The organism is Mycobacterium sp. E1715, from assembly GCF_001667625.1.
Classification (GTDB): Bacteria; Actinomycetota; Actinomycetes; order Mycobacteriales; family Mycobacteriaceae; genus Mycobacterium.
Window position 1 is genome coordinate 1 of sequence record NZ_LZJJ01000352.1, and the last position, 1,101, is coordinate 1,101.

Sequence of the window (1,101 nt, forward strand, 5' to 3'; positions counted from 1 at the left end):
CGCAGGCCCCGCGCCTTGGCCAGGCGAATCAGCGATCCTTCGCGCAGCCACGCCCCGCCGTCTGAGATGTGGAAGTGCACGATCGTCGTGCGGGGCGCCCGGGCCAGCACGGCCGCCGCGCGCGCGGTCAGCACGAAGTTCTTCGCGTGGTGCCGCCCTTCCCACGTCGACAGGACGCGGATGTCGTCGGCGCCCATCTTGTGGTCCCGGATGACTCGAATCACGGTCTGCGTCCCGCCAAAGCTGTAGATGCCCGGCCCGACATGAATGACGGAGATCATCGCAGTCCGGAAATGAGATCGCACAGCGGCGCGTGGCGGGGATGGTCGAACAGGCAGCTATTTCGCATTCGGCTAACTCCCAAGGTGATTGGCCACGGCGTCAAAGTACACCGGTCGGCCGCTCGTCGTGCCCACTTCAGTGGGCTCCGGACGGTGCCGTGAGTACGGCCGCGTCGGGGTTGACCGCGGGGTTGGCGTCGCGCTCCCTGCCGCGCAAGCCGGCGAACCCCATCGCCGAACCGAGCGCGATGCCCAGCGCGAAGGCGTCCGATGGCATCTCGGGCAACGGCCAGACCCAGGATATTGCGAGGAGGCCGGCGCTGACCGCCACGCTGACCTTCGCCGCCGCGGTGCGGCAGCGCACCGCTTGGATCAACGGGATCAGTGCGAAGACGACGAACGCCGTCATCCCGACCGTGCCCGCCTTCGCCAGCCACCACAGATAGAAGTTGTGCGAGTAGGCGGGATAGAACTTCGCGGAAAACTCGTCGTCACCTTTCGGCGGCTGATACGCGTAACCCAGGCCATGGCCGAATACGGGCGCCTGAGCGATCGAGCGGTTCAGCAGGGAGTTCTCCCGCAGCCGCTCCAGCGCCGATTCGTCCACGGCGAGCGCGCTCGACGAAACCCCGCCGAGCACCCGCTCGTTGAAGGCGGTGAGCTGGTCGGCGAGCCACGCGCCGGCTTGCGAACCGTGCAGCAAGAACAGCAATCCCGGCACCGTCACCGCGATTACCGCCGCGAAGATCGCGGTGACGACGGCGGTCCGGCGCAGGGTTGGCACGCTCAGGCTGACCAACAGAGCCGCCCCCGCCGCGAC

The 1,101-nt window shown here is 67.9% G+C and carries 2 pseudogenes; both read right to left on the bottom strand.

Annotated elements, in window-relative coordinates:
- Positions 1-281: pseudogene (locus A9X03_RS17655) on the bottom strand (glycosyl transferase family 1); the annotation flags it as partial.
- A gap of 136 nt (positions 282-417) precedes the next feature.
- Positions 418-1,101 (bottom strand): annotated as a pseudogene (locus A9X03_RS17660) (O-antigen ligase family protein); the annotation flags it as partial.